The following is a 25,412-nucleotide window of genomic DNA, read 5'->3' as shown; positions in this document are numbered from 1 at the left end:
TCTTTATAAGTCCTGCAAGCAATACTATTTACTTAATGATGTGAATTGGGCTTCCAAGTGCAACTTCAGCTGCTTCCATAGTGATCTCGCCAAGTGTTGGGTGAGCATGGATTGTCATAGCCAAATCTTCAGCTGTCATGCCTGCTTCAATGGCAAGGCCAAGTTCAGCAATCATGTCAGATGCATTGGCACCAGCAATTTGCGCACCGATGACAAGGTCATCTTCTTTGCGTGTGATCAGCTTCACGAAACCGTCAGTGCTGTTTAAAGCAAGGGCACGGCCATTTGCTGCAAACGGGAATTTCGCAGCATTGACTGCAATTCCTTCTTCTTTAGCCTGCTGCTCAGTGTAACCCACTGAAGCCAGTTCAGGATCAGAGAAAACAACTGCAGGAATTCCAAGATAGTCGATCTCAGAATTGTGGCCAGCGATTGCTTCAGCTGCGATTTTACCTTCATAAGAAGCTTTGTGAGCCAATGGAGGTCCTTCAACGATGTCGCCGATAGCGTAGATATTGCTTACGCTTGTGCGGCACTGCTTGTCGATCTTGATGATGCCGCGGTCTGACATTTCAACGCCAGCCTGCTCAAGGCCAAGCTCGTCAGTATTTGGACGGCGTCCAACCATAACGAAGACATAATCAGCTTCAACAGATTTTTCTTCGCCTTTTACTTCGTACTTGACTGTTACGCCGCTGTCAGTTTCTTCAACACCTTTTGCAAGTGCATTAGTGATGATGTTGGCGCCTTTTTTCTTCAGGTTCTTTTTAACCAATGAAGACATTTGCTTCTCAAATCCGTTCAGGATTTCATCAGTTCCTTCAAGGATTGTTACTTCAGTACCGAAATTAGCGTAAGCACCGCCAAGCTCAGTACCGATGTATCCGCCGCCGATGACAACGATCTTCTCAGGAACTTCTTCAAGAGCAAGTGCCCCTGTAGAATCAAGCACACGCTTTGAATATTTGAATGCAGGCAGTTCGATTGGGCGTGAACCCGATGCGACGATTGCATTCTTGAATGTGTAAGTCTGGGAAGACTTCTCATCCATTACTTTTAAAGTATTTGAGTCAACGAAGAAAGCTTCTCCGCGTGCAATCTCTACCTTGTTTCCTTTTAGAAGACCTTCAACACCGCCTGTAAGCTTCTTGACAACTCCGGCTTTCCATTCCTGTACTTTAGTGAAATCTACTTTCACATTTTCCGCTGAAATGCCCATGTCTTCTGAATGCTTGGCATGTTCATAGCGGTGTCCAGCTGAAATCAAAGCCTTTGAAGGGATACAGCCGACATTCAGGCAGACGCCTCCAAGAGTTCCTCTTTCAACGATTGTTACTTTTTGTCCAAGCTGTGCTGCGCGGATAGCGGCAACATAGCCTCCAGGACCTGCACCGATTACTATAGTATCTGTTTCAATAGGGAAATCTCCAACTACCATTTAATTACGCCTCCATTAACAATAGTTCTGGATCGTTGAGTAAACGCTTGATGTGATTTAATGCATTTTGTGCTGTTGCGCCATCGATGATTCTGTGGTCAAAGCTTAAAGAAAGTGCAAGAACTGGTGCTGCAACGATTTCTCCATCTTTCACTACAGGCTTTTCAGCGATGCGGCCGATTCCCAGGATCGCTACTTCAGGATGATTGATGACAGGTGTAAACCATTGTCCGCCCGCAGAGCCGATATTGGTAATTGTGCAAGAAGCGCCTTTCATTTCATCCGCAGCAAGCTTGCCGTCACGGGCTTTGCCTGCCAGGCTGTTGATTTCATCAGAGATGGCAAATGTAGATTTGCGGTCTGCATCCTTAACAACAGGAACAAGCAGGCCTTTCTCTGTATCAGCAGCAATTCCGATGTTGTAGTAATGCTTGTGGATGATTTCGCCAGCAGCATCGTCAATTGACGTGTTGAGCGCCGGGAATTCACGCAATGCACTAGTCAATGCCTTCACCACATAAGGCAGGAATGTAAGCTTGATGCCTTTGTTTGCTGCAACTTCCTTGAATTTCTTACGGTGTGCTACCAGTTTTGTTACATCGATTTCATCCATTAATGTAACATGCGGTGCAGTCTGCTTGGAGTTAACCATAGCTTTTGCAATCGCTTTGCGGATTCCGCTCATTTTCTCGCGGGTTTCCGGATATTGGCCTTGAGGAGCTGCTGCCGCTGCCGCTGGTGCTGCTGCTTCTTCCTTAGCTGCCTCTGCCTGTGGTGCTTCCTGAGCAGGTGCTTGAGAGCCTCCGTTCAAGAATGATTCAATATCTTCCTTCAGCACACGTCCGTTTTTACCGCTGCCTGCTACCTGGCGGATGTCAACGCCTTTGTCGCGTGCGAACTTGCGCACTGATGGCATAGCGATAATTCTGCGGTCAGGATCAACATCGGGCTGGGAAATAACTGTGCCTTTACCGGAGTCTTCCTGTCCAGGAGCTTCTTCCTTCTTCACATCCTGGCCAGCTTCCATTGTTGATTGAACCTGTGCTTCCGTTTTTTCTGCCGGCGCTTCATCACCGTGTTCACCTTTAAATTGTAAATCCTCATACCCCGGTGCGTCAAAAGATACGAGCACTTGTCCGACAGTAGCAACTGTTCCTTCGCCGATGTGGACCTCTTCAACAGTCCCTTCAACTGGGGATGGAATTTCTACTACTGATTTATCGTTCTGCACTTCGCACAATACGTCATCTTCTTGAACTTTATCGCCTGGTTTAATAAACCATTTTACGATTTCACCTTCGTGGATACCTTCACCGATATCAGGCAATCTGAATTGGAATGACAATGGGTTCACCTTCCTGTTAGTAAATTGAGTGATGATGCAGGAAAGGGAGAAAAACTGCCCTCTCCCATTAAAAAATTGTTCTATTAGAAAGTAAGTACTTTTTTAGCTGTTTCCAGTACATCTTTGTAGTTTGGCAGCCAGATTGTTTCTGCTTGAGAGAAAGCATAGACAGTATCAGGTGCTGCTACGCGGAGAACTGGAGCTTCCAGGCTGAGAATCGCTCTTTCATTGATTTCAGCAACAACCTGAGCAGCTACGCCTGCCTGCTTCTGTGCTTCCTGGACCACAATGGCACGGCCTGTTTTCTCTACAGAGGCAATGATTGTTTCAAGGTCCAGCGGTGCGATTGTACGAAGGTCTACTACTTCTACAGAATAGCCTTCTTTTTCAAGTTCTTCTGCTGCTTTTAATGATTCATGAACCATTGCTCCGTATGTGATGATGGAAAGGTCTGAACCTTCGCGCTTCACATCAGCCTTGCCAAGAGGAATTGTGTATTCTTCTTCAGGCACTTCTTCACGGAATGCACGGTAGAGCTTAAGATGCTCAAGGAAAATAACCGGATCATTGTCACGGATAGATGAAATAAGAAGTCCTTTTGCATCGTAAGGAGTTGAAGGCACAACAACCTTTAAACCTGGTGATTGAGTCATCAGCCCTTCAAGGCTGTCAGAGTGAAGTTCCGGAGTATGTACTCCGCCCCCGAAAGGAGAACGCACAGTGACAGGAGAATTGTATCTGCCGCCTGAACGGTAGCGCATACGCGCCATTTGGCCAGCGATTGAATCCATTACTTCAAACACAAATCCGAAGAATTGGATTTCCGGCACTGGACGGAAGCCTTGAAGGCCAAGACCAATTGCTAAACCGCCAATTCCAGATTCAGCAAGTGGAGTATCGAATACGCGGTCTTCGCCGAACTCTTTCTGAAGACCTTCCGTAGCACGGAATACACCGCCGTTAACGCCTACGTCTTCACCGAACACAAGTACGTTCGGATCATTGCGCATTTCTGTGCGCAACGCATCGGTGATTGCCTGGATCATTGTCATTTGCGCCATCGCTTACTTCGACTCCTTTGCTTGGTAAATTTCATATTGTTCTTTAAGGTTACGAGGCATTTCTTCATACATGTTCTCCATGAAGTCTGTTACTTTCTGCTTCGGATAACCGTCAGCTTTCTTGATTGCTTCTTTGATATCTTCTTTAGCCTGGTCGATCACTTCGTTTTCCTTTTCTTCGTTCCAGATGCCCTTGTTTTCAAGGAATTTGCGGAAACGGACTAAAGGATCCTTCTTTTCCCATTCGTTGTCAAGGTCCGTTGTACGGTAACGAGTCGGATCATCGCCAGCCATTGTATGCGGGCCATAGCGGTATGTCATCGTTTCAATCAGAGTCGGGCCTTCGCCGTTTACTGCTCGCTTGCGGGCATCGCTGACTGCTGCATATACAGCAAGCGGATCCATTCCGTCTACCTGAATCCCAGGGATACCTGCCGCGACTGCTTTTTGAGCTACAGTCTTAGCCGCTGATTGCTTTTCTACCGGAGTGGAAATCGCAAAGCGGTTGTTCTGCACAACAAAGATCGCTGGAGCCTTAAATGCCCCTGCAAAGTTAAGACCTTCGTAGAAATCACCTTGTGAAGCTCCGCCGTCGCCAGTGTATGTAATAGCTACTGAACCGGCACCGCGCTTTTTCATCCCAAGAGCCACACCTGCAGCCTGGATGATCTGAGCGCCGATGATGATTTGAGGTGAGATTGTGTTCACACCTTCTGGCATCTGGTTGCCGTGGAAATGTCCGCGTGAGAACAAGAATGCCTGATACAGCGGCAGGCCATGCCAGATCATTTGAGGCACATCGCGGTATCCAGGAAGGATGAAGTCTTCCTTTTCAAGAGCAAATTGTGAAGCAAGCTGGGAAGCTTCCTGTCCTGCTGTCGGCGCATAGAATCCAAGGCGCCCCTGTCTGTTTAGAGAGATGGAACGCTGATCAAGAATACGAGTGTATACCATGCGGCGCATCAATTCCTGAAGCTGCTCATCGCTTAATTCAGGCATTGCCGCTTCATTTACGACTTCGCCTTCTTCATTCAATATTTGAAACATTTCAAACTGCTCTTCTACCGCCTCAAGCGCTTTAGTAGCATCCAATTGTGCTTTCTTCGTTTTAGAAGCCATCTTTGTCACCCTTTCCTTTCATTAAAAAGACATTATTTTAAGAGATAAATACACAAAGCTTAGAATACCCAAAATGAATTCATCTTAGAAATCTGCTTTTGTTTTTTCCCTATTAAATTTAGCCGTACATGCAAAAAAACTGTCCGGCTCATCCTTTGACAGCTGCAAAACATAGTTTTACTTAGTTTTCCACAGATGCCTCCGGAAAAAACGTCTATTCTGATATTTCTTTACAATCATTTTCTGTATCATTGAATTTTGTATGTCTCACTGATACAAGCAATGAAATCACCTTACTCATTTTATTATAAGAAATCCGTTACAGTCAATTATTTAAACCTATTTTTCAAAAATTATTTCGAGTATTTTAAAAAACTGTATTAATAAGTCCTTATTAACTGTACTATAAAAAAGCAGCTTTTTAACAGGATGTGTTATAACAAGAGAAGAATTATTTAGGAAGAATTATTTTAAAAAAGTACTTTGTGTCCAGCACAAAAAGTCTTTCGGCATCATCTGACCGAAAGACTTTTCGAATATATCCCTTTTACCAGGCGGTGCCTCTAAACTTATGTTTACTCAGCAGCAACCTCTACACCAGCCTGCTTATAAAAGGATAATTTTATTTCATTATATTTTTTTGTCAGCTCATTAAATTCTTTATTATGGACCGTCAGCTGCTCATAAGATTGATTGATTTTTTCAATCTGAGCTTCCAGCTGCTCCATTGTCAGGTCTTCCTTCTTGAACAGCGAATACAGCTCTTTGTCCAGTTCAAGGCCGGCCTTATATTCACTGTAAAGTTCATCATGGACGCTGTAGCGGTCCATCATCACTTTGTACAGTTCCTCAGCACTTTCTTTTGCCTGCTTATCTTCAATGTCAGGGATGATATCATCAAGAGGTGCAAATTCTTCTTTGGAGGCTTCAATGCTCTCCTGCTCTTTATTCATGAGCTCTTCCCTCTTCCCCACGGCTTCAAGGGCTTCATCTGACAGCTTTTTAATTTGGTCAAATTCCTTCATGCCCAGCGCAATGATCTGATCATAAAGTTCTTTTTCCTGCTTTTCCAGTTTCACAAGCGGGTCCTGCTGCTTTTCAAACCCGTCTTCTGCTTCTGCAGTTTTTTCCAGAATGCTGTAGGCTTTTTCACCTGGTGTCTCCTTGTTCATGCATCCCCCGAGCACAAACAAACTTAAAAATAATACAGCCAGTACTTTTTTCTTTCTGATAATGGACATCATTAAACCCCCTAAATGGAAATAGCTGTTGCATATAAGCTGCATATAGGCATGGTCCAGGATTTTCATTAATATTATGAAAAAGCTTGTCCAGCCATTTAATTAGAATTCAGCAGGATAATGCCATAAAGATACATATTCTTCATTCTTTTCATTTATGACTGGGCAGCGGCCTACACCATTTTTTCCTTCTTTCATAGGCTAGAGTAAATCGTCCATAAAACTTATAAATATGTAGGGGACGATACTTTATTTCAGGGAGGTTATCCTTATGTATGGTTATGGTGGATACGGTTACGGCTGCGGCTACCCTGTAGGCGGAGCTGGCTACGGAAGAGGATTTGCTTTAATTGTCGTTCTCTTCATTCTTCTTATTATTGTAGGCTGTTCCTGCTGGAAATTCTAATACAAGCCGAAAAGGTGCTTCGACAGAGCACCTTTTCTTTATTAACTTTTTTCTTTATGTCTGTTAGACTATTGACGTACATACAGCTCCCTGAACTTTAATCACTTACCCGCCAGCACAGCGGTTAAACATATTATAATAAATTTCTGCCGAAAAAGGCATGCACAGGAGTGGATTTTTAATGATAACAGTGGCGGATATTATCCGGGATGGCCACCCATCCCTCAGGAAAACGGCCGAAGAGGTGCCTATGCCCCCTTCTGCCGAAGATAAGCAGACTCTTTCCGAAATGATGGAATATGTAAGGAACAGCCAAAATCCTGCCCTTGCTGAAAAGTATGGGCTGAGGCCAGGAATCGGCCTTGCCGCCCCGCAGATTGACTGCCTGAAGAGAATGATTGCAGCCCATGTGACTGATACAGATGGGAAGCTGTACAGCTTTGCACTTTTCAACCCGAAAATCATCAGCCATTCGGTCGAGAAAGCCTTTTTAACGTCCGGTGAAGGATGTCTCTCAGTCGATGAGCCTTTTCCCGGGTTTGTTCCTCGCTATGCAAGGATAACCCTCAAAGCCTTTGATATAGACGGCAGAGAAGTGAAACTGAGGCTGAGAGGCCTCCCGGCAATCGTTTTTCAGCATGAAATCGATCATTTGAACGGAGTCATGTTCTATGACCACATCAATAAGGAAAACCCGTTTGAAATTATGAAGGGTGCCCTCCCGATTGAAAGGTAATCCTAAAGGAGAAGCAGGCCCCTTTGCCTGCTTCTTTTTTCTTTTATATCAAACCAAGCTTTTTCAAACCGTTCCAGATTCCATCTTCCCCGACATCTGAGGTGATATGGTCCGCATGGCGCTTCACTTCTTCATCAGCATTGCCCATGGCGACCCCCGTGCCGACCGCCTGGAGCATTTCAATGTCATTCAATCCGTCTCCAAAAGCATATACATCCTCAATTGCAAAGCCGAGACGGCTGATCATTTTCTTTATGCCCTCCGCTTTTGAGCCCCCGGCAGGAAGGACATCGACGGAATGGGGATGCCATCTGATGAAATGGAATTTCCCGTATCCTTCGCGATACTCCTGTTCGAGACTGTCATCCATAAAAATAAGGGACTGGTAGATTTCCCGCCCATTATAAAAGCTTTCATCTTTCTCAGGATGCGGGAACTTAAGTGTGCCAAGGCTTTCCTCAATATGGGGATGGTGCGGCACACTTGATTTCATGGTTGATTCGTTCATAAAAACGAGCGGATGCCCATTCCTTTTTCCATGTTCTAAAAGCCTTTCCAGCTCTTTTGTGTCCAAAGGATTGGCATAGATCGGTTCATTCTCGAACACCACGTACTGGCCATTAAAGCTGACATAAGAATCAATGCCCAGCTCCTCCCGGAGACTTTCATACATAAAAGGAGCACGGCCGGTCGCGATTGCCGTAAATACCCCCTTTTCCTGAAGGTGCCTGATTGCTTCCTTCGTTTTTACCGGCAGGTTTTTGCCGTGGTCCAGCAGTGTTCCATCAATATCAAAAAAAACTATTTTCTTCATTTTTTACTTCCTTTCCATTTGCATGGACTGCATTCCTAAGCAGCCAGATCTTGTTTCTTTTCCCGCTTGACTTTATAGGAGGAAATATATATTCCCAGAAAGATGACAGCCAGGCCAACAGCCATCCCTGGCTTGATATGCTCACTAAGGAGAAAGTACCCCCATGCGATTGCCGATACGGGGACGATATAGGTGACGAGGGAGGCAAACTCCGGGCTTCCCTTCTGTACAAGGAAATAGTATAGCAGATAGGCAGCCCCCGAGCCCAGGGCTCCGAGTATAATCAGAGAACCGAGTCTTTCCGGCGCAAAAAGAAGCGGGATGCTGGAAGGAGATGCAATCCCGGTATACAGGCCGCTTGCCAGGGCGGCTGATGTAAGCGTAAAAAGGGAAATCTGAAGGACGGAAACACCCTCAAGATGTTTTTTGGACAGATGGGTCCCTAATCCATAGCAGAATGCTGCCATAGACATGAATACAATTCCTGCCGTGTTTCCCTCTGCCAAATCACCAGTGCGGAAACCGCTGAGAATAAAAATGCCGAAAAATCCGATCAATATTCCGGCCCATTGGCTTTTCCGGAGCTTTGAACCGAAGAAAAGCCACCCAATGATAATCGTCCAGATCGGTGTAGTGGCATTAATGACGGAGGCCATACTCGATGAAATGGCCGTCTCACTTTTAGAAATAAAATACCAGGGAAGTGCATTATTGATGAGCCCGACCAGGAACAGCATCCTGAAAGGCAGGCGTTTCCACTGAATCTTTTCTCTTTTAAAAAAGCTGATCCCCCACAATGCTGCTGCACCAAACAGGCATCTGCCGAAGACAACCGCCTCCGGGCCCAGATCATGGAGCAGAATTTTAATAAAAAGGAATGATGTGCCCCAAATCAGACTTAGAGCGATCAGTGCACTATAAAGCTTACCCATTTATCCACTCTTCTTTCCAAGATAACTTTCACTCTGTTAAAAACTAACCCTTGAAATGCTAAATGTCAATCCAGCATATTTAACATTATTCCATCATTATCCATGAGATTTTTGGCCTTTTCATCATATAATAGAAGAAAAGGCGGCTTTCTTAAAGCCCCCAAAAAACGGTTGTGTTCGGCAGCAGTGATTGTAATCCTTTACATTGGACAAGGTTGGGTTAAAATAGGAAGTAAGGAGATGATCCACTATGTTAAAGAAGCTGCGCAAAAAGCTCCTGAAACAGTGGAAAGACATGCTTCGCAAAAAATCGATCGCATAACCCCCGAGCCCTTCAAACTTGCGAAGGGCTCCTTCTTTAAGGTAAATTGTATAAAGGTTACATAGAAATGCGGAAGTGGCTTGCTCAGAGCCGACAGGCATAAGACGCTTCAGGATAGAAGGCGTTCTTTGCCTTCAATCCTGAAGTGGCTTATGACTCGAGGCTCTAGCCGCCGGAGCTGGACAACGAGAAAAGCGGAAAAGCCTTGGTCACAAAGGAACGCAGACTAAGAACGCCACGTCCTGTGGCAACGTCTGCATGACCCGCGTCCTGCGGGCCTCAAGCATAAGACGAGCAGGACGGAAGGTTGTTCTTTAACCTTCTGGCCTGATTGGCTTATGACTCGAGGGGCTAGGCTTTGGAGCTGGACAATGAGAAATGCGGAAGTGGCTTGCTCAGGTAAAGGAACGCAGGCTAAATACGCCACGTCCTGTGGCAACGCCTGCATGACCCACATCCTGTGGGCCCAGCATAAGACGCGCAAGAATAAAAGGCGTTCTTTGCCTTTAATTCTTGGGTGGCTTATGACTCGAGGCTCTAGCCACTGGAGCTGGACAATGAGAAAAGCGGAGGCGACTGTTCAGGTGCGACAAGCATAAGGCGCTTTGGAATTGAAGGCGTTCTTTGCCTTCGGTTCCAAAGTGACTTATGACTCGAGCACCTAGGAGCCGGAGCTGGACAATGAGAAATGCGGAAAAGCCTCTCCACCGACCTCTGAAGATAACACGCCAGGGCAGTGGACAGTGTAAATCAACAAACTGAAAATTCCTTTTTGGGGCGTTCGTTATCCCCTGGAAATATAAGGAAAAACTGTGCTTTATGTTCTTTTAAAAGAAAAAACATGAAAAACATGTTATTTTTTTATATAATAGAAAAAGTTATATCGGATTAAGGAGCGATTTATGATGATTTTTAAAGTTTATTACCAGGAATCCATTAAAGAAGTCCCAGTGAGGGAAAAAACGAAAACCGTTTATGTTGATGGAGATTCCCCGAAAGATGTACGTACAAAGCTGGCGGACAAACATTATAACATTGAAATCGTAGTCCCGGTTGAAGGCGATTACCTGGAATATGAAAAAAGAAACGAAGACTTTAAAGTATTGGAGAACTGATAATTTATGAAATTTGTCAAGAACGATCAAACAGCTGTATTTGCCCTTGGAGGACTTGGGGAAATCGGCAAAAACACTTATGCAGTCCAGTTCCAGGATGAAATCATCCTGATCGATGCTGGCATTAAATTCCCTGAGGATGAGCTTCTGGGAATAGATTATGTAATTCCTGATTATACGTATTTAGTTAAAAACGAAGACAAAATCAAAGGCCTCTTCATTACGCACGGACATGAAGACCATATCGGCGGCATTCCTTATCTTTTAAGACAGGTGAATATTCCTGTGTACGGCGGTAAGCTTGCCCTTGGCCTTCTTCGCAATAAGCTGGAAGAGCATGGCCTCTTGAGAAAGACAAGAATGATTGAAATCAAGGAAGATGATATTATCAAATTCCGAAAAACTTCTGTCACTTTCTTCCGGACTACACACAGCATCCCTGATTCATATGGGGTCGTAGTGAAAACTCCGCCGGGGCAGGTAGTCCATACCGGAGATTTCAAGTTCGACTTCACTCCTGTCGGGGAGCCTGCGAACCTTACAAAAATGGCAGAGATCGGCAAGGATGGTGTCCTATGCCTCCTTTCTGACAGCACCAACAGTGAAATTCCTAATTTCACTATGTCTGAACGCCGTGTCGGAGAAAGCATTCATGACATTTTCCGCAAAGTGGATGGACGGATTATTTTTGCGACATTCGCTTCTAATATCCACCGCCTTCAGCAGGTTATCGAGGCTGCTGTGACCAATGGCAGAAAAGTGGCTGTTTTTGGCCGGAGCATGGAAGCTGCGATCAACATCGGGCGGGAGCTTGGCTATATAAGCGCTCCTAAGGATGTATTCATAGACGCACAGCAGATCAACAGGCTCCCAGCCAACCAGGTTACCATCCTTTGCACAGGAAGCCAGGGAGAGCCAATGGCAGCCCTATCACGGATTGCCAATGGAACACACCGCCAGATCCAGATCCACCCAGGTGATACAGTAGTGTTCTCATCTTCTCCTATTCCGGGAAATACGATCAGTGTCAGCAGAACAATCAACATGCTGTCCCGTGCAGGTGCAGAAGTTATCCACGGTCCGCTGAACGACATCCATACTTCCGGGCATGGCGGCCAGCAGGAGCAAAAATTGATGCTCCGTCTGATCAAGCCAAAATTCTTCATGCCGATCCACGGCGAGTACAGAATGCAGAAAATGCACTCTAAACTTGCGATAGATTGCGGCATTCCTGAAGAAAACTGCTTTATAATGGACAACGGAGAAGTTCTGGCCCTGAGCGAGGATACCGCTCAGGTGGCAGGAAAGATTCCTTCAGGTTCTGTTTATATCGACGGAAGCGGTGTGGGTGACATCGGAAATATCGTCCTCAGAGACCGCAGGATCCTTTCTGAGGAAGGTCTGGTCGTTGTCGTAGTCAGCATCAACATGAAAGACTTTAAGATTTCCGCAGGTCCTGATATCATTTCCCGCGGCTTCGTGTATATGCGTGAATCAGGCGACTTGATCAGCGATGCCCAATCCTTGATCTCTAAGCATCTGAACAAGGTCATGGAAAGAAAAACGACACAGTGGTCTGAAATTAAAAATGAAATTACTGACACACTATCACCTTTCCTTTATGAAAAAACAAAGCGCCGTCCAATGATCCTTCCGATCATTATGGAAGTATAATAAATCATATTAAAAAGCACTCACAAATATTCGTGAGTGCTTTTTCCATTTTACAAGCAGTCCATGGACATCTGCCGTTTTTGCAGGTCCTGCCGGGGCTTAAGCCATCAGCTTCTTCTCAAAGCGGTTGATATCAACATCTGCTCCAATAACGATGAGGATATCATCTTCACGTATCACTTCATTTGCCTGCGGGGATACGATGATTTCATTTTTTCTTTTTATCGCAACAATATTGATGCCATAATTGGCACGGACATCCAAATCGATAATCGAATTTCCGCCAAGCTTATCGCTGGCCACAATCTCCACGATGCTGTGTTCATCTGAAAGTTCAAGATAATCCAGTACATTGTTGGAGACAATATTATGGGCTATTCTTCTGCCCATATCCCTTTCAGGATGGACAACATGGTCTGCTCCAATTTTGCGCAGGACTTTCTCATGATAATCATTTTGCGCTTTTACAGTAATCTTGTTCACACCGATTTCCTTCAGAATCAACGTTGTAAGGATGCTGGCCTGAATATTGTCGCCAATGGCGACAATGACATGATCGAAATTCCTGATGCCCAGACTTTTCAGAACATTTTCATCGGTGGTATCCCCGACAACGGCATGAGATGCAATCAGTGCAAATTCGTTCACCCTGTCTTCATCATTGTCGATGGCCATTACCTCCATGCCCTCTTCTGCGAGCGCCCTGCAAATACTTCCTCCAAACCGTCCTAAACCTATTACGGCAAATTCTTTTTTCACGGATATTCCTCCAGCAGTTTCAAAGTTCGTCTCTATTTTATCATAGCTTAACTCTTAGTAGCATTCACTTTTCACCCTTAACATAATCGGCATTAAACAGGAACAGCCTCATCAAAAGGATCAGTGACGGGATGAGGAGCAGCAGCCCTGCTATAAATGCCGCAACCAGCGCCATCCCCATTTCAGGATTTGTATAGCCTGAATAGATCGTTATGAACGGGTCAAGGATGTAAGGGAGATGGGAAGCGCCATATCCGAAAAAGGCGAAAAAGAATTGAAGCATCACCAGGATAAAACTGGTCCCAAATCTCTTTTTCTTATAAACCAGCAGCACAGCTGCCAGAAAACAGAGAAGCGATAAGCCAAACATCCACCAAATCTCTAAAGCATTATTGAAATGGCGCTCATTATGCTCCCTTAAAGAAGCAAAGACAAGGAAGCTGGCAAGGATGGTCGGCGGACTCCAGAACAGGGCAAACGTCCTCAGCAGCTCCCTTGCCGGAGTATCTCCGGCCCTGTCTGCATAATAAGTAAGAAATACAGCACTGATAAAGAGCACCGATACAATGGCAAGGATGACGACAGACCAGGAATAAGGGGAGCTTACAAGCTCTCCGGCAAGGAAAATGACCTTATTTCCCTGTTCTTCAATAAATCCCCCTTCAGAAATCGTCAATGCTGTCGACAGTGCTGCGGGTATCAGCAGGCCCGTTGCGCCATAGAGAAATAAATAAAACGAATTGTCCTTTGAGCCATAATTGCCGAATGCATAGAATGATCCTCTAATGGCAAGGAGGATCAGGGCAATGCTTCCGGGTATCAGTAAAGCTGTTCCATAGTAATAGGCTGCATCCGGAAAAAAGCCGACCAGCCCGACAAAGAAGAAAACAAAAAAGACATTGGTCACTTCCCATACAGGAGATAGATATCTGCTGATAATGTGGCTGATCACATGCTCCTTTCCTGTGACCCGTCCATAATAAGCAAAAAAACCGGCTCCAAAATCGATTGATGCCACAATAACATATCCATAGAGAAACACCCAGAGAACCGTTATGCCCAGGATCTCAATGCTCATGTCTTCCACCCCTTTCCCAGTTTATTGGCTTATGCCCGGAGAGTCCGGGAAACGGTCATTAAATTCGGCTTGAGCCGGCTTATTTCTGAACATTTTAAGCAGCACAGTGACTGTGATGATCCCCAATACAATGTACAGAGCTAAAAACATCAAGAAGGTCACGCCCACATTATCTGCCTGTGTAGCCCCCTCCGCCACCTTCATATAGCCTCTTAATATCCAAGGCTGCCTGCCGACCTCGGCATAAATCCAGCCGAATTCAATTGCGAGCATGGATAGAGGCCCTGAGCAGACAATGAGGAACAGCAGCCACTTTTTCAAAGGGTTAGCCTTTTTCCAATATGACAGAAAGACAAACAGCGCAGAGATGCCGAGAGCAAAGAAGCCGATTGAAACCATCGAATCAAACAGATAGTGGATCCAAAGCGGTGGCCGCTCATCTTCCGGAAATTCATTCAGGCCAATCACTTCTGTATCAAAGGAGCTGCCTGCAAGAAAGCTCAGTGCATTTGGTATACGGATTTCATTCCTTATTTCATTGTTTTCATCAATCGTCCCAAAGACGATCAAATCAGCGCCTTTTTCTGTTTCGAAATGCCATTCAGCTGCAGCCAATTTTTCCGGCTGCTCTTTTGCAAGGAATTTTGCTGAAATATCACCTGCAATGGCTGTTGCCAGAGAAAAAAGCAGACCGCAAATCATTGTAAGCTTCAGAGCTTTCCGGTGATATTCAGACCCCCTGCCCCTCAGAATGGCAAAGGCAGCGAGGCTCGCCAGTATGAAAGCAGCTGTCATATAAGACGATGTAAGGACATGCAGCACCTTTGACGGGGTTGCCGGATTGAACATAGCAGCGAGCGGGTCAATCTCCGTGATGGTCCTGCCTTCAAGCTTGAATCCTTGCGGAGTATTCATAAATGCATTAACCGTAGTAATGAAAAATGCAGAAGCAGAAGAGCCGATTATGACGGGTATTGAAAGCAGCCAATGATGGAGCGGCTTTTTGAACCGGTCCCATGTATAAAGGTAGATGCCCAGGAAAATGGCTTCAAAAAAGAAAGCAAAAGTTTCCATGAAGAGCGGCAGGCTGATTACATGTCCTGCAATCTGCATAAAGCTCGGCCATAAAAGAGAAAGCTGTAAGCCGATGCAGGTCCCGGTTACTACCCCGACCGCCACTGTGATGGTGAAGCCCCTTGCCCATCTGCGTGCCAGGAGGATATAATGATCATCCTTTTTCCTGATCCCAATGAATTCAGCTGCTGATATCAGCACAGGCACACCAACGCCGATGGTGGCAAAAATAATATGAAAAGCAAGAGTTAAAGAAGTGAGCATCCTGCTCAATGTGACACTATCCAATTCCATCTTCCAGCCTCCAGACATCTATATTTTCATTTTTTGCTTCTTTGGCTCCATAAGAGCATTTTCATTCCGTATGTATGTCCATTATCATGAGCTGCTTCAGACTGTCTTTTACCCTAATTCATATGGATGCAATCTTATTCAAATGTAAAGAAAGCCTGAAAATTTCCCAGATGCTTAGTGCAAATTCAAAAGAAAAAGCCGGAATGTCCCCCATTCCGGCGTCTTTCGGTTCATGAATCCTTTTTCTGTCTATATTTCCTGTAAGCTATATAGCAAATGACTCCAATAACTCCAAGGAGCATTAGCACAGGAAGGTTCCCGGCTAAGAACACAAACAGCCCGGAAAATGCAGAAAGCAGGAAGCTAAGACTTTCTGTAAACTGCTCTTTCGTTCTCTCCCACGTATTCAAATCGGTTTTATCGATTGAAGGCGCCCGATCCTCATAGAGGCTGACCGTTACAGTCGAAAAATCAGTCTGGTTCTTCAAATAGTTGATTCTTCCGGCCAGCTGTTCGATTTCCTCCTGAATTCCGGCAAGGTCCTGTGAAATCTTAAGCAGATCTTCAGTTTTTTCAGCTTTTTCCATAAAAGAGATCAGCCGCTCTTCAACAACTCTTTTGGACCGCAGGCGGGACTCCAAATCCACATATTCTTCTGTCACGTCCTGGCCGCTTACATGTCTGTTATCCACTTTTGAGGCTGTGCCTTCAGCATCATTCAAGAATTGATTAAAGTTCTTCTGGGGGATTCTGATCACCAGTGTACCGCTAAGCTGTCTCTCATCATCCCGATAACTGCTTGATTCCACAATAAACCCGCCGTATTGGGCCGCTTTTGACTCGAGTGCTGTTTGTGCTTTCATGAAGTCCTTTACCCTAAGATCCAATTCTGCGTTGTAAATAACCATCCTATCAGCCGCTGTACTCTGATCCGTCCCCTTTGCTTCGTTCCCGCCGCTGCTTATCTCTGACTCAGCATCCTGTTCAGCTGACTCAGCGGCAGACTCAGCTTTTTCATATGAACTCTCAGATTTGCCAGCTGAATCGGAAGCTTGTTCACTTTTGCTTTCTCCGCTGCTGCAGCCGAAGAGAATCATCGAGCTTAAACATATAAATAGCGCCACTTTCCACTTCATAACATATCCCCCTTAAAATCGGCTCTTTTATTAGCAGACGCAAAGATTGCAGAAAAGTTACAATTTCATGAAGATTATTACAAGTAAAAGAAAAAGCCACCAGATGGTGACTTTTTTTCAAATAAATATAGCGAATTATGCAGGCACTGCCACAGGACGTGGCGTTCTTAGTCTGCGTTCCTTAGTGATCGAGGCTTTTCCGCTTTTCTTTCTGTCCAGCTACGGCGGCTAGAGCCTCGAGTCATAAGCCACGCCAGAATTAAAGGCAAAGTACGCCTTTTATTCTGCCGCGTCTTATGCTTGTCGGCTCTGGGCAAGCCGCCTCCGCTTTTCTATATAGCATCCAGCATTGTAAATTGTGCTTTTACCAGCTGGAAGTATTGGCCTTTTTTGTCCATGAGTTCTTCGTGGCTTCCTTCTTCAAGGATGCTGCCATGGTCCAGTACGAAGATTTTGTCGGCGTCGCGTATGGTTGACAATCTATGGGCAATGATGATGGCTGTCCTTCCCTTTAGCAGGGTTTTAAGGGCTTCCTGTATCCTCATTTCCGTTTCGGTATCAATGCTGGCAGTGGCTTCATCAAGAATCAGGATGCGCGGATCGGCGAGCAGTGCCCTTGCAAAGGATAGAAGCTGCCTTTCTCCGACTGAAAGAATATTTCCCCTTTCCTCAACTTCTGTCTCATAGCCTTTAGGGAGATTGCGGATGAAATCAGCTGCTCCGACTGCCTCGGCCGCACGGATTACTTCTTCCTCAGAGGCATCCGGCCTGCCGAAGCGGATATTCTCAGCAATTGTACCGGAAAAAATAAATGTATCCTGCAGCACTACGCTGATTTTGGCCCGCAGGCTCTTTAAAGAAACATCTCTTAAATTATGCCCGTCAATCAGGACAGCTCCTTCGGTAGGATCATAGAAACGGCTGATCAGATTCGCAATGGTTGTTTTTCCTGACCCGGTATGGCCGACCAGGGCAGCAGTCTGGCCTGCTTTTATTTCCAGATTGATCTTGTTTAATGCGATTCTCTTGGAATCATAGGAGAACTCTGCATCCTTAAATTGAATCTGGCCCTTCATATCATCCATGACAATCGCATTTTCAGATTCTGACACGATTGGTTTTTCATCAAGGAATTCGAAGATCCGCTCAGATGAGGCCATCCCCATCAGAAGCTGGTTATAGACCATGCCCAGCCTTGAAATCGGCTCCCAGAACATTCCCAGATAGAAGGCAAATGATACGAACACACCGATGGTGATGCTGCCATTCTGTATCAAGTGGGCTCCATACCAGATCAGTGCTGCAGTACCGAAAGCATTGGTCAATTCAACAAGCGGCCTGAACATGGCATTTTTTTGTGAAGCCTGCCTCCAGCTCTCGAAATTCTCGTTGTTCACACCATCAAAGAACATCATATTTTCTTTTTCCTGTGTAAACGCCTGGGTAACCCTGATCCCCTGCAGACTCTCATTCAAATGGGAGTTGAGCTTTGACTGCTTCAGCCTTACCGTCTGCCAGGACCTCCTGATATTCCTGCGCAGGCTCGTCGAGATAAAAAACATGATCGGCAGAATGACCATGATGGCCAATGTCAGCTGCGGGCTTAACGTGAACAGGATGACAAAAATGCCGCAAAGCAATATAAGGTCCATCAGCAGGTTAATGACACCGTTTGTGAACAGCTCCTGCAGGGAGTTGATATCATTCATGATCCTCACAAGGATGGATCCTGCAGACCGCTGATCAAAGAAACGGTGTGACAGGGTCTGGACATGGGCGAATAAATGCTTCCTTAAATCATAGATGACATTCTGGCCAAGGGCATTCATCCATTTGATCCTGAAAATATTAGCTATATAAGAACTCGTATATAAGGCAGCAATGATAATGACGAGGGTAGTGAGCAGCCCTGTGTCTTTGTCCTTCAGCGCCTTATCCAGTGTATAAACCCCGATCATAATCGGGATGATCAATCTTACTGCAGTCGTGATCAGTACCATAAGGATCGACAAAGGGAGCAGCTTCTTGCGGTACGGCTTCATATAGCTGAACAGCCGGAACATCTGCTTCCAGTTAAACGGTTTTTCAATGACATCATCTGTTGAATAATGGAATCTTTTCAATACTGTTTCTTTTGCTGTCTCCTTCAAGCTCACCCCTCCTTAGCTTATTTGAGATTGGAGAACCTTTTGATGGTCCTTGTATTGAATATCGTAAATCCGCTGATAAGGGCCGTTATTCTTCAGCAGATCTTCATGCCGGCCCCTTTCAGCAATGCGGCCGTCTTTAAAAACAAGGATTTCATCAGCATGCTTCAAGGAAGAAATCCTGTGAGCGATAATGAAGGTCGTCCTCCCCTTCATGACTTCCTTTAGTGCCTGCTGGATATTGAATTCTGTCGTCATATCCACTGCAGAGGTAGCATCATCCAGGATAAGGATGCCGGGGTCTGTGCAGATCGCCCTGGCTATTGCGATCCTCTGTTTCTGGCCGCCGGACAGGCCCATTCCTCTTTCCCCGAGCATGGTATCATACCCTTCAGGCAGTTCCATGATGAACTCATGCGCCTGTGCCCGTTTGGCAGCATCCATGATTTCTTCTATGGAAGCTTCAGGTCTTCCATAAGAAATATTCGCTTTAATGGAAGAAGAAAACAGGAAAGATTCCTGAAGGACAAAGCCTATTCCGCTTCTCAGCGCTTCAAGTGAATAGTCCCTGACATTTCTTCCATCAATCAGCACTTCCCCTGAAGATGCTTCGTAAAAGCGCGTCATCAGCTGGGTTACGCTTGTTTTGCCTGAACCGGTTGCACCGATGAGCCCGATTGTCTTGCCAGGATGCGCCTTGAATGAAACATCATGGAGCGCCTCTTTATCTTCCTTTGTGTACTGTAGGGATACAGACTTGAAGTCTACCTCCCCATGGATCCTGTCGGGTTCGGCAGCATGGTCAGTCTCTTTGATTTCATTTTCTGCTTCCAGTATCTCCAGCAGCCTCTCGCCCGAAGCCTTGGCCTGGGAGAATAGATTGATGACAAATCCGAGGTTCATAATCGGCCACATTATATACCATACAAGACTGTAGAATGCTACAAGCTCCCCTGGCTGCAGGGATCCGTCTATTACGAGATACCCGCCATAAGAAAGCAGGAGAACGACACTGAGATTTCCCAGGAACTCCATAAGCGGGAAATATTTTGCCCAGATATCAGAAGTGAATAAATAATTGTCTTTATAGTCCTCATTGGACCGGTTGAACTTCCCTATTTCAAAGTCTTCCCTTGAAAGGGATTTCACCGTATTGATGCCGCTGATATTTTCCTGCACCTTTGTATTCAGCTTTCCGAACGACTTCCTGATGCCCCTGAAGGCAGGATGGACAGCTTTATCAAATTTAAAGGTTACCACAGCAAGAAACGGCAGGGTGGCAAGTGTCACTAAGGTTAGCGGCACTGAGTAATAAAACATAACAGAGAAACTGATGCCGATAAGCAGGATGAAACGGATCAGCTCTGAAAATCCGAAGGACAGGAAAAACCTGAACCCCTCGACATCTGCTGTCAGCCTTGACATGATATCCCCTGTTTTTGCATTATCGTAATACTTGAATGGAAGGAACTGCAGTTTTTCATACAGTGAGTTTCTCAGTTTATATACGGATGTGATGCCAAATAAATCTCCAGTATATTGATGAATATAAGTTGCAATTCCTTTAACGAACATGATGCCGATGAAGCCGAAAGCTAAATAGGGAATCCATTCATATTTCCCTCCCAGCACCACCTCATCAATGGTCACCTGCAGAATCATCGGATAAACCACCGTAATGCCTGTCACAGCCAGCAGGAATACCATCGACCAAATAAAATATTTCTTATAGGGCCAGTAGTATTCCTTAAGTTTCTTAAATATTTCCAATTCCATTTCCCCCTCTCTCGTTGTTAAGAATTGAAAAATAAAAGACCGTAATACTAAATATAACGGTTATCGAAATAATTATCTATAGTTTTCAATCTGAATTTTCCAGTTTTTTTGATTATTTAAAATCTGATTTTCTTTTCTGCCGGGAAGGGGATTTGTTGTTCAGCCCGCTGTATGTTTGTTAGAATGAAAAAATGCATACATATGAAAGGATTGATTTTTTGAATTTAAGAGAAGCTGAAGAGTATTTTGGAAATATTGATTGGGGAGCCCTCGCTTTCTCGGCAGGAGCGGCCATTCTAAAACTTGCAGCCATCTTCATCATTTTTTTGATTGTCAGAGCTGCAGGCGGCAGGCTTATTTCAAAGAGCTTTGACACTTTTGAACAGCGGGAGAATATTTCTTCGGCACGGTCCCAGACGCTTAAAAGCCTGACAAGCAATGTTTTTTCTTATGTACTGATATTTATTGTTACCGTCACCGTCCTGCAGATATTTGGGATCCAGGCAACTGCTATCCTGGCCGGCGCCGGTGTTGTGGGTCTTGCTATCGGCTTCGGCGCCCAGGGCCTTGTGAGCGATGTGGTTACAGGCTTCTTCCTGCTTCTTGAAAAACAGATAGATGTAGGCGATTATGTCACAGCTGCCAGCTTTTCCGGCATTGTCGAGCAGGTGGGACTCAGGACAACACAAATCAGGGGGTTTGATGGGACGCTCCATTTTGTGCCCAACAGGGAGATCACGAGCCTGAGCAATCATTCCCGCGGAAACATGAGAGCACTCGTCGATATTGGTATTTCCTATGACGATGACATCGATAAAGCAATTATGGTTCTCCAGGAAGCATGCGACAAGGTGAAAGCGGGTAACGAGAGCATCATGGACGGACCGAATGTGATTGGCATACAGTCCCTTGGCTCCTCGGACGTGGTTCTGCGCATTATAGCCAAAACGCAGAATATGGAGCAGTGGGGCGTTGAACGGGAATTGCGTAAAGCGCTGAAAGAAGCGCTCGACGCCAACGGCATCGAAATCCCGTATCCCCATCAGGTTTATATTGAAAAAAACAGCAGTAATTGATATGAAAGAAGGCCGGGCAGATGTTCATCGGGCTGCAAAAATTTTTATAATAAAAGGATGATCCTCACCGGATCATCCTTTTATCTTTCTTTCAGCTTTATTGATTCCCTTTATATTCCAGGTAAGCTGTCATATAAGAGATTGCTTTTTCTATTGCCTCTTCCTTTGGCTGCAGCCGGGAATGATGCAAGCCGAATTCCGAATCTGCACCCAGCCAGAACATGAACCCAGGAATTTCGCTCAGCATATAGCCAAAATCTTCGCCAGTCATCGCTTCCTTGCATTCAATCACATCTGCGTCAGTGCCGGTGCGCAAAAAATCCATGAACTCCCTCGTGAGCACTTCGTCATTATAGACCTGATGGTACATGGCACCATAATCTATCGTCGCTTCGCATTCAAAGCCGGCTTCGGTGCCTTTGACCAGAGCCTCTATCCTTTTCTTCACCCTTGCCATGGATTCCACAGAAAGGGTCCTGATTGTCCCTTCAAGCCTTGCTTTCTCGGCAATGATATTCTGGACCGTCCCGCCGGTTATTTTTCCAATCGTAATGACCGCACTGTCCAGCGGATCAACATTTCTTGCTATGACCGTTTGAAGCTGTGAGACAAGTGAGCATGCTGCGACTATCATGTCATTTGTTTGATGAGGATAGGCGGCATGTCCCCCTTTTCCCTTTAAATCAATAAAAAGCTCTGAAGTATTCGCAAAGAGCAGCCCTTCTTTAACGGCAACCGCCCCTGCCGGGTATTCTGGAGCGATATGGAGTGCCGCAATCATATCAGGGCGCCATTCTTTCATAATATCCGTTTTCAGCATCAGCTCAGCACCGCCAGGTCCCTCCTCTGCAGGCTGGAAGATAAACAAAAGATCATCTTTTACACGGTTTTCCGAAAAATGGGCTATAAGGCCAAGGGCAATGCTCATGTGGAAATCATGGCCGCAGGCATGCATATTGCCTTCATGGATGGAAGAAAATTCGAAGTCCGTTTCCTCAGTGATCGGAAGGCCGTCGATATCAGCTCTATAGCCGATCAGCTTGCCAGGCATTGTGCCGTTCAGTTTCACAAAAATCCCTGTTTTCCACGTTTTGATCTCCATATTGGTCTGATCAAGTGTGCCCAAATAATCAAGCAGATACTGCTGTGTTTTGTATTCTTTATATCCCAGCTCCGGAATCTGGTGCAGATCCCTTCTTATCTGAATGAACTGATTCATTAAACTCTCTCCTTTATGGGGGAAAATAGTGCGCTTGTAAAGATAAAAAAAAGACCGGCCTCCCTTTTGGAAGGCACGGTCCTCTATCCTGCCTTTACAGCTGGCGAAGCTCCTGCTTGATTTCAGTCTTTGATTTTGTCTTTTCATCAATTTCCTTTATGACGCGTGCCGGAGTACCAGCCACTACTGTGTAAGGAGGAACATCATCGATGACAATGGCGCCCGCTGCAACAACAGCGCCCTTGCCTACTGTTACGCCCTCAAGAACAACGGCATTTGCACCGATGACTACATCATCTTCCACAATGACAGGCTTGGCTGAAGGCGGCTCGATGACGCCTGCAAGAACAGATCCCGCCCCGATGTGGCAATTCTTCCCGACAGTCGCACGGCCTCCAAGGACCACATTCATATCAATCATCGTGCCTTCGCCTACAACCGCTCCGATATTGATGGAAGCACCCATCATGATTACTGCATTGTCCCCGATTTCAACCTGATCCCTGATGATGGCACCCGGCTCGATCCTTGCCTTGATGTTTTTCATATCAAGCAAAGGGATTGCTGAGTTGCGGCGGTCATTTTCCACAACATAGTCTTCAATCTGTGAAGCATTTGCTTCAAGCGCCTGGCTGATTTCAGCCCACTCTCCAAACACTACTGCAGTATTGCCGGTTAAGAAGGTTTTAGCAGACGGACCGAAATCCAATCCTTGCAAATCGCCCTTTACGTATAATTTAACCGGTGTTGATTTTGTGCTATTTTGTATGAATGAAATAATCTCATTTGCGTCCATCATTTTCATGTGACAGGCCTCCTATGTATGTAACTAGCATTACTTTAACAAACAAAAGCACCGAAAACAAGAAAAAAACCTAATTTTCCCCCTCTTCTACATGCTCTCTTATCAATTCCGCAAAAGCTCTTACCTGCTTCAGACGGAAGGCAGACTCATAGCCCAGCAGCCAAGTATCCCGCTCTATTGGTTCATTGTTCTCATCCAATAAAGGAATCTTAAATATATCCTTTTCTGCTCCATTAAGCGTGATCGCCGGAAGGATGGCATAGCCGATGCCATTAAAGGCCATTTGTTTGCATGTTTCAATCTGATCTACAACAACAGTCCTTTTAGGCGGGGTCTTGAATTGCCTCATCCACCAGTCCTGGATTTCCTGATAATAATTAGAGTCGCTTTTGAACTGGATAAATGGCCGGTCTGTTTCAAGCACCTGCTCCGGCCGGGTAATCTCCTTGTCAACAAGGTAGAGGCTGTCCTTGAACAGATGGATTTTGACTCCCTTCCAGTCCGGAGTTCCGCGGATGATGCCGATATGTACCTGATCCTCATACAGAGATTTGGAAATTTCGCTGCTCCAGCCTGTCATAAGGGATATTTTAGCCTGCGGATACCGGCTGATATACTTTTTCAGCACCTGGGGAAGCCAGTTCTGCCCGACAATGGAAGCGACGGCCAGCTTTAAAGTCCCATGCACCTCTGAGTTAAGGGCCCCGATGGATTCTTTTACCTTTTCTTCTCTTCCAATGACCTCATTGGCAAACTGAATCACCAGCTCTCCGGCAGGGGTCAGGGTAAGGCCCTTCTGAGAGCGCACAAACAATTTGGTCTCCCATTCTTTTTCAATCGACTGCAGCCTTTGCGACAGGGCAGGCTGTGAGACAAAGAGCCGTTCCGCCGCCTTTCTCATATTCATTTCCTGGGCCAGGACTGATAATAGATGAAATTCAGAAAGTGCCGACATATAATCTTCCCCTTATTCACTTTATAACTTTTTCTTATATTATATCTTAAAAATTTCCGATTTTCATTATGAACAGGAAATGAATACAATGATAGCGAAGGAGGGATGAAATGGAATATACTCTTTTAATATTTATAGGTTTTTTGTCTGCTTTTATCGGAACACTTGCCGGGAGCGGCGGACTTATCGGGATGCCCTCCATGCTCCTGCTCGGCATTCCTGTCCACACTGCAGTTGCGGCGGCTAAATTTTCAAATATCTTCAGTTCTTTCTCCAGCTTTTTCTATCTTCTGCGGAAAAGGGAGATTGGTTTGAAAGACTGTTTACAGACTCTGCCTTTCGGGCTTGCGGGAGGAGCCACAGGTGCTCTCCTGGCCAGCAGCATCCCGGAAAAAGCCATGACGATGCTTGCAGCTTCCCTGCTGGTTTTTGCGCTTGTCATCACAATGCTGAAGAAGCCGGCGGAAACTGCCGGCGAGCCAGGCATCACACCCCGAATATTTCCGTCCATCTATCTTATAGGGGCATATGACGGCCTTTTTGGACCTGGCCAGGGAACCCTCCTTATGTATACCTTTTTGAATAAGGGATTCAATTATATCCGGGCAGTGGCTTTCAGCCGATTCCAGACATTCATCAGCTGCTTTGCATCGTTCACAATCTATCTTGCAGCAGGAAACTTCCAGCTCAAGCCTTCCCTCTGTCTGCTTACAGGATCTCTCCTCGGTGCCCATCTGGCTGTCAGGGCAGCTGGTAAAATCAATCCCCGCTGCCTGAAAAGGCTGCTTTATGGCATCACCATTCTCCTGATCATCCAGCTGTCAGCAAAACTGCTGCAATGATGCAGCGAAGCTCTTTGTAAACAAAAAACAGCCCCCTCAGGAGCTGCT

General features: G+C 45.5%; 22 protein-coding genes. 6 read left to right on the top strand and 16 right to left on the bottom strand.

Features of this window, described 5'->3' with window-relative positions; translation table 11 throughout:
* Positions 1 to 28 precede the first annotated feature (28 nt).
* The 5 genes from lpdA to FZD51_RS05005 form a co-directional block, all read right to left on the bottom strand.
* A complete protein-coding gene (gene lpdA, locus FZD51_RS05025; protein WP_148973764.1) occupies positions 29 to 1,438 on the bottom strand; it encodes a dihydrolipoyl dehydrogenase in 1,410 nt (469 codons plus the stop codon).
* A 4-nt stretch (positions 1,439 to 1,442) separates the two neighbouring features.
* The gene (locus FZD51_RS05020; RefSeq protein ID WP_148973763.1) at positions 1,443 to 2,783 is read right to left on the bottom strand and encodes a dihydrolipoamide acetyltransferase family protein; all 1,341 of its coding nucleotides are present in this window, start codon (positions 2,781 to 2,783) and stop codon (positions 1,443 to 1,445) included.
* Positions 2,784 to 2,866: 83 nt separating this feature from the next.
* Positions 2,867 to 3,844 (bottom strand): alpha-ketoacid dehydrogenase subunit beta, encoded by a 978-nt coding sequence (locus tag FZD51_RS05015; RefSeq protein WP_148973762.1) that lies wholly within the window; start codon positions 3,842 to 3,844, stop codon positions 2,867 to 2,869.
* A 3-nt stretch (positions 3,845 to 3,847) separates the two neighbouring features.
* The gene (pdhA, locus tag FZD51_RS05010) at positions 3,848 to 4,963 is read right to left on the bottom strand and encodes a pyruvate dehydrogenase (acetyl-transferring) E1 component subunit alpha (protein ID WP_148973761.1); all 1,116 of its coding nucleotides are present in this window, start codon (positions 4,961 to 4,963) and stop codon (positions 3,848 to 3,850) included.
* Between the two features lie 575 nt (positions 4,964 to 5,538).
* On the bottom strand, positions 5,539 to 6,207 hold the full coding sequence (locus FZD51_RS05005; protein WP_262380709.1) for a YkyA family protein: 669 nt from the start codon (positions 6,205 to 6,207) through the stop codon (positions 5,539 to 5,541).
* 268 nt (positions 6,208 to 6,475) lie between these two features.
* On the opposite strand from FZD51_RS05005, the gene FZD51_RS05000 reads away from it, so the two are divergent.
* A complete protein-coding gene (locus tag FZD51_RS05000; protein WP_009791087.1) occupies positions 6,476 to 6,610 on the top strand; it encodes a YjcZ family sporulation protein in 135 nt (44 codons plus the stop codon).
* A 181-nt stretch (positions 6,611 to 6,791) separates the two neighbouring features.
* Positions 6,792 to 7,346 carry a peptide deformylase gene (gene def / locus FZD51_RS04995; protein WP_148973760.1) on the top strand — a complete coding sequence of 185 codons (555 nt, stop codon included), beginning with the start codon at positions 6,792 to 6,794 and terminating at the stop codon, positions 7,344 to 7,346.
* Positions 7,347 to 7,389: 43 nt separating this feature from the next.
* On the opposite strand, the gene FZD51_RS04990 is transcribed toward def, so the two are convergent.
* Together FZD51_RS04990 and FZD51_RS04985 are read right to left on the bottom strand one after the other, a co-directional pair.
* A complete protein-coding gene (locus FZD51_RS04990) occupies positions 7,390 to 8,160 on the bottom strand; it encodes a Cof-type HAD-IIB family hydrolase (RefSeq protein WP_148973759.1) in 771 nt (256 codons plus the stop codon).
* A gap of 35 nt (positions 8,161 to 8,195) precedes the next feature.
* Entirely contained in the window at positions 8,196 to 9,092 is an 897-nt protein-coding gene (locus tag FZD51_RS04985) for a DMT family transporter (protein WP_148973758.1), read from the bottom strand.
* Positions 9,093 to 10,319: 1,227 nt separating this feature from the next.
* On the opposite strand from FZD51_RS04985, the gene FZD51_RS04980 reads away from it, so the two are divergent.
* Entirely contained in the window at positions 10,320 to 10,529 is a 210-nt protein-coding gene (locus FZD51_RS04980) for a DNA-dependent RNA polymerase subunit epsilon (protein WP_148974234.1), read from the top strand.
* A gap of 6 nt (positions 10,530 to 10,535) precedes the next feature.
* The gene (gene rnjA, locus FZD51_RS04975) at positions 10,536 to 12,203 is read left to right on the top strand and encodes a ribonuclease J1 (protein ID WP_148973757.1); all 1,668 of its coding nucleotides are present in this window, start codon (positions 10,536 to 10,538) and stop codon (positions 12,201 to 12,203) included.
* Positions 12,204 to 12,302: 99 nt separating this feature from the next.
* Here the strand turns inward: rnjA and FZD51_RS04970 are convergent, their stop codons facing one another.
* The 6 genes from FZD51_RS04970 to FZD51_RS04945 all read right to left on the bottom strand — a co-directional run bounded on the left by FZD51_RS04970 (position 12,303) and on the right by FZD51_RS04945 (position 20,461).
* Complete coding sequence (locus FZD51_RS04970; protein WP_022543668.1) at positions 12,303 to 12,962, bottom strand: potassium channel family protein; 660 nt, start codon at positions 12,960 to 12,962, stop codon at positions 12,303 to 12,305.
* A 64-nt stretch (positions 12,963 to 13,026) separates the two neighbouring features.
* The gene (locus FZD51_RS04965) at positions 13,027 to 14,040 is read right to left on the bottom strand and encodes a cytochrome d ubiquinol oxidase subunit II (RefSeq protein WP_148973756.1); all 1,014 of its coding nucleotides are present in this window, start codon (positions 14,038 to 14,040) and stop codon (positions 13,027 to 13,029) included.
* Between the two features lie 21 nt (positions 14,041 to 14,061).
* Positions 14,062 to 15,408, bottom strand: coding sequence for a cytochrome ubiquinol oxidase subunit I (locus FZD51_RS04960; protein WP_148973755.1), 1,347 nt, complete (start codon positions 15,406 to 15,408; stop codon positions 14,062 to 14,064).
* 230 nt (positions 15,409 to 15,638) lie between these two features.
* Entirely contained in the window at positions 15,639 to 16,544 is a 906-nt protein-coding gene (locus FZD51_RS04955) for a DUF4349 domain-containing protein (RefSeq protein WP_262380707.1), read from the bottom strand.
* 332 nt (positions 16,545 to 16,876) lie between these two features.
* The gene (locus FZD51_RS04950) at positions 16,877 to 18,694 is read right to left on the bottom strand and encodes an ABC transporter ATP-binding protein (RefSeq protein ID WP_187445635.1); all 1,818 of its coding nucleotides are present in this window, start codon (positions 18,692 to 18,694) and stop codon (positions 16,877 to 16,879) included.
* 12 nt (positions 18,695 to 18,706) lie between these two features.
* Entirely contained in the window at positions 18,707 to 20,461 is a 1,755-nt protein-coding gene (locus FZD51_RS04945) for an ABC transporter ATP-binding protein (protein WP_148973753.1), read from the bottom strand.
* Positions 20,462 to 20,658: 197 nt separating this feature from the next.
* On the opposite strand from FZD51_RS04945, the gene FZD51_RS04940 reads away from it, so the two are divergent.
* Entirely contained in the window at positions 20,659 to 21,543 is an 885-nt protein-coding gene (locus FZD51_RS04940; protein WP_148973752.1) for a mechanosensitive ion channel family protein, read from the top strand.
* Between the two features lie 97 nt (positions 21,544 to 21,640).
* Here the strand turns inward: FZD51_RS04940 and FZD51_RS04935 are convergent, their stop codons facing one another.
* From FZD51_RS04935 to FZD51_RS04925, 3 genes are all read right to left on the bottom strand, one after another.
* Positions 21,641 to 22,762: an N-acetyldiaminopimelate deacetylase gene (locus tag FZD51_RS04935; protein WP_148973751.1), complete on the bottom strand. Its 1,122-nt coding sequence runs from the start codon at positions 22,760 to 22,762 to the stop codon at positions 21,641 to 21,643.
* 94 nt (positions 22,763 to 22,856) lie between these two features.
* Positions 22,857 to 23,567 (bottom strand): 2,3,4,5-tetrahydropyridine-2,6-dicarboxylate N-acetyltransferase, encoded by a 711-nt coding sequence (gene dapD, locus FZD51_RS04930; protein WP_148973750.1) that lies wholly within the window; start codon positions 23,565 to 23,567, stop codon positions 22,857 to 22,859.
* 70 nt (positions 23,568 to 23,637) lie between these two features.
* Positions 23,638 to 24,522 carry a LysR family transcriptional regulator gene (locus FZD51_RS04925; protein ID WP_148973749.1) on the bottom strand — a complete coding sequence of 295 codons (885 nt, stop codon included), beginning with the start codon at positions 24,520 to 24,522 and terminating at the stop codon, positions 23,638 to 23,640.
* Between the two features lie 110 nt (positions 24,523 to 24,632).
* Between FZD51_RS04925 and FZD51_RS04920 the strand changes: the two genes are divergently transcribed.
* Positions 24,633 to 25,364 (top strand): sulfite exporter TauE/SafE family protein, encoded by a 732-nt coding sequence (locus tag FZD51_RS04920; RefSeq protein WP_148973748.1) that lies wholly within the window; start codon positions 24,633 to 24,635, stop codon positions 25,362 to 25,364.
* Positions 25,365 to 25,412: the final 48 nt, after the last annotated feature.

Source organism: Bacillus infantis (assembly GCF_008180445.1).
Taxonomy (GTDB): Bacteria; Bacillota; Bacilli; order Bacillales; family Cytobacillaceae; genus Bacillus_AB; species Bacillus_AB infantis_B.
The sequence above is the reverse complement of the archived record's forward strand: the minus strand, read 5'-3'. Positions and strand labels throughout refer to the sequence as shown.